General features: G+C 73.4%; 3 protein-coding genes. All 3 read right to left on the bottom strand.

The genetic code is table 11. From position 1 onward, the window contains the following. The coding region (locus ACTIDRAF_RS0218790; protein WP_026066266.1) for an ABC transporter transmembrane domain-containing protein at positions 1–531 on the bottom strand (531 nt) is incomplete at its 3' end. Beyond that, the gene (locus ACTIDRAF_RS0218785; RefSeq protein WP_016700272.1) at positions 528–2,354 is read right to left on the bottom strand and encodes an ABC transporter ATP-binding protein; all 1,827 of its coding nucleotides are present in this window, start codon (positions 2,352–2,354) and stop codon (positions 528–530) included. The genes ACTIDRAF_RS0218785 and ACTIDRAF_RS0218790, both read right to left, overlap by 4 nt. 381 nt (positions 2,355–2,735) lie before the next feature. Then, the coding region (locus tag ACTIDRAF_RS32105; RefSeq protein ID WP_016700270.1) for a hypothetical protein at positions 2,736–3,090 on the bottom strand (355 nt) is incomplete at its 5' end.

Raw genomic sequence — 3,090 nt, 5'->3', positions numbered from 1 at the left:
GATCCGCCCGGCCCGCCGCAGGGCGAGGAAGGCCACCGGCAGGATCGCCAGGAACAGCAGCGCCAACCGCCAGTCGACGAAGAAGGTCACCACCACCACTGTCGCGGGAACGACGGTGCCGGTGATCGCCGGCGGCCCGAACGTGGAGGCCAGCTGGGCCACGTTGCCGGCCGACGTGGTCACCGTGCGGGACAGCCTGGCCTTGTTGCCGCCGGTGAACCAGCCCAACGGCAGGGTCGCGGCGTGCCGCATCAGGCGGTGCCGGAGCTGCGCGGCCAGGCTCATGCTCGCGGCGAAGCCCACCGGGGTGGCGATCATCTTCAGCACCCCGTACACGGCGGCTCCCACCGCCCCGGCGATCAGCCACGGCGTCGCGGCGGCGAGATCCGGTTCCGGACGCAGCAGCGCCCGCAGGATCGGCACCAACATGCCGAGCAGCACGCCCTGGAGGATCGCCAGCACCAGGTGCAGCAGGCCCATCCTCACCAGCACCCCGGGATGCGGGTACAGGCGGTACAGGTGGCGGATCATGCGGTGTCTCCGTTCTGCTGGGCCCGCCACATCCGCGCGTACAGGCCGTTGCGGGCGAGGAGGACGGGGTGGGACCCGACCTCGGCGACCCGGCCACCCTCCAGGACCACGATCTGGTCGGCGCTGGCGATGGTGTGCAGCCGGTGGGCGATCACGATCACCGTCTTCCCGGCGATCAGGGTGGCCAGCGCGTCCTGGACGGCGGCCTCCCCGTCCGGGTCGAGGGCGGCGGTGGCCTCGTCCAACACCACCACCGGAGCGGCGGCCAGGATCGCGCGAGCGATGGTCAGCCGCTGCCGCTCACCTCCCGACAGCCCGCCACCCACCGCGTCGAGCACGGTGTCGTAGCCCTGCGGGAGGCGTTCGACCACGTCGTGGATCTGGGCCGCCCGCGCCGCCGCGCGCACCTGCTCGTCGGAGGCGCCCGGACGCCCGATCCTGATGTTCTCCGTCACGGTGTCCCGCAGCAGCGCCACGTCCTGGAAGACCAGCGTCATCGAGGACAGCAGGGTCTCGGAGGACATGTCCCGCACGTCCACCCCGCCGATGCGGACCGCCCCGCCGGTCACGTCGTAGAACCGGGGGAGCAGGCTGGCCAGTGTCGTCTTGCCCGCCCCGGACGGACCGACCAGCGCGGTGACCGTGCCCGGCTCGCACCGCACGCTGACGTCCTCCACCGCGTTGGTCACCCCGTCGTAGGAGAAGGTGACCCGGTCGAGCTCGATGTCGTGCCCGGTCGGGCGCTGGGGCTCCGCGGGCTCGGGCAGGGCCTCCCGGTGGAGCAGGGCGTCGATGCGCCCCGCGGCCATCCGGGCCTTGCGCAGACCCTGGTTCCCCTGGATCAAGGGGGTGAGGGAGGTGGGCAGACCCACGCCCACCACCAGGAACGGCAGCAGGTCGACGAAGGCCAGTTCCCCGGCGGTGACGAAGCCCAGTCCCGCCGCGAAGACGACCGCGAGGACCGTCACCTCCGAGTTGAAGAGCTGGCACAGCGCCGAGCTGTACCGGACCTCCGAGACCCAGGTGCGCATGGCGGCGGTGTGCTCGCGCACGGCGGCGCCGAACCGGTCCAGCAGCCGGCCGCCGGTGCCGAAGGCCTTCACGACGCTGATCCCGTCGGCGTACTCGACGCTGGCCGCGCTGATCCGGCCCTCGGCCGCCAGCAGCCGGGCCATGTGGGCGGGCATCGACCGCATCGAGATCCGGTAGGCGAGCACCATCAACGCCGGGACGGCCATCGTGATCAGCGCCAACCGCCAGTCCACGAACAGCAGGTAGCCGAAGCCGACGAGGATCGCCGTCGCCCCGGCGGTGATCTCGCCGAGGGCGTGCGCGATCAGCTGGTGCATCTCCTCCAGGTCGTCGGTCATGGTCTTCTTGACCTGGCCGGAGCCGGCGGAGCGGAACCAGCCGAGGGGGATCACCCCCAGCCGGCGGACCAGCCGGACCCGGATGTCCCGGAGCATCTCGGCGTCGGCGTAGTGGCCCACGTGCGAGGAGAGGCCCAGCAGCACCAGGCGCAGCATCGCCCCGATCCCACCGACCGCGACCCAGGTCCAGACGGTGGGGGCGGCGGCCGCCGCGCTGGGCGCGGTGAGGACGGCGCGGGCGATCTCGGCGATGGCCAGGTAGGGGAGGAATCCGGCCGCGGCGGCGAGCGCGGACAGCACCCCGCAGGTGATGAAGTGGCGACGCACCGGCCGGAGGAGGCGAGCCGCCGCGCCGACCCGCACCAGGGTGGGAGCGTCCTCCTCGGCGGGGCCGCGTGGGGGGTTGTCGAGTGGGGCGGTGCGCTCCGCCGTGGTCGTGTCCGTCGTTGTCATGAGCCTTCCTCGTCGTGGAGGTCATGTCGCGTCGCCGCGTGGTCGGGGCGCGGTGTCCTCGCCTGCTCGGCTGCCGGTGGGGCGCCGGGAGCGGCCCCGGGGCGACGGAATGACTGGCAGTCAGTCACCGCTCAAGGCTAGGCTAACCTAATTGAGGAGGGCGAACCAGGGGCCTCCGCCGGGCCGGGCTTCGGGTACCCCGCCGGAGGCCGTGCACACGGACGAACCCACGGGTGCCGGGAGGTGCCTTCCGGAGCGAGGCGGTGAGGGTGGTGCGAGACGGCGTGGCGCCGGGTGCCCGGCGCCGGGTGGGGGAGGGCGCACGTCCCCGTCGGCACCCCAGGGGCCGGCCGGGGCGGCGAGCCGGGGCCGCCGGGGGCCTCAGGCCGAGGGCGCGAGCAGGACCCGGCAGAGCCGGGTCACCTCGGCGAGCATGCGGTCCTCGTCCGCCGGCGTGTGCAGGATGTGGTCCGCCGTCCCGTGCATCGCGTGGTAGAGGATCACGGCGGTCGCCGTGGGGTCGGGGACCGTCACCCCGATCTCGAGCAGCAGGTCGCGCAGCGCGTCCACCGCCGGGTTGTCCTCGGGGTCCTCGGGGCGGGACGGGTGGTGGAACAGCAGGTCGTGCAGCCGGACGTCACGCCGGTACTCGCTGATCCCGCTGAGGACCCACCGTTCGATCTTGTCGACACCCCCGCCGGACTCGGCGGCCTGCCGCTGGCTGGGCCCCGAACGC

This window comes from Actinoalloteichus spitiensis RMV-1378 (genome assembly GCF_000239155.1).
Taxonomy (GTDB): Bacteria; Actinomycetota; Actinomycetes; order Mycobacteriales; family Pseudonocardiaceae; genus Actinoalloteichus_B; species Actinoalloteichus_B spitiensis.
Note: the sequence above shows the minus strand (reverse complement) of the source record. Positions and strands in the feature narration are given on the sequence as shown.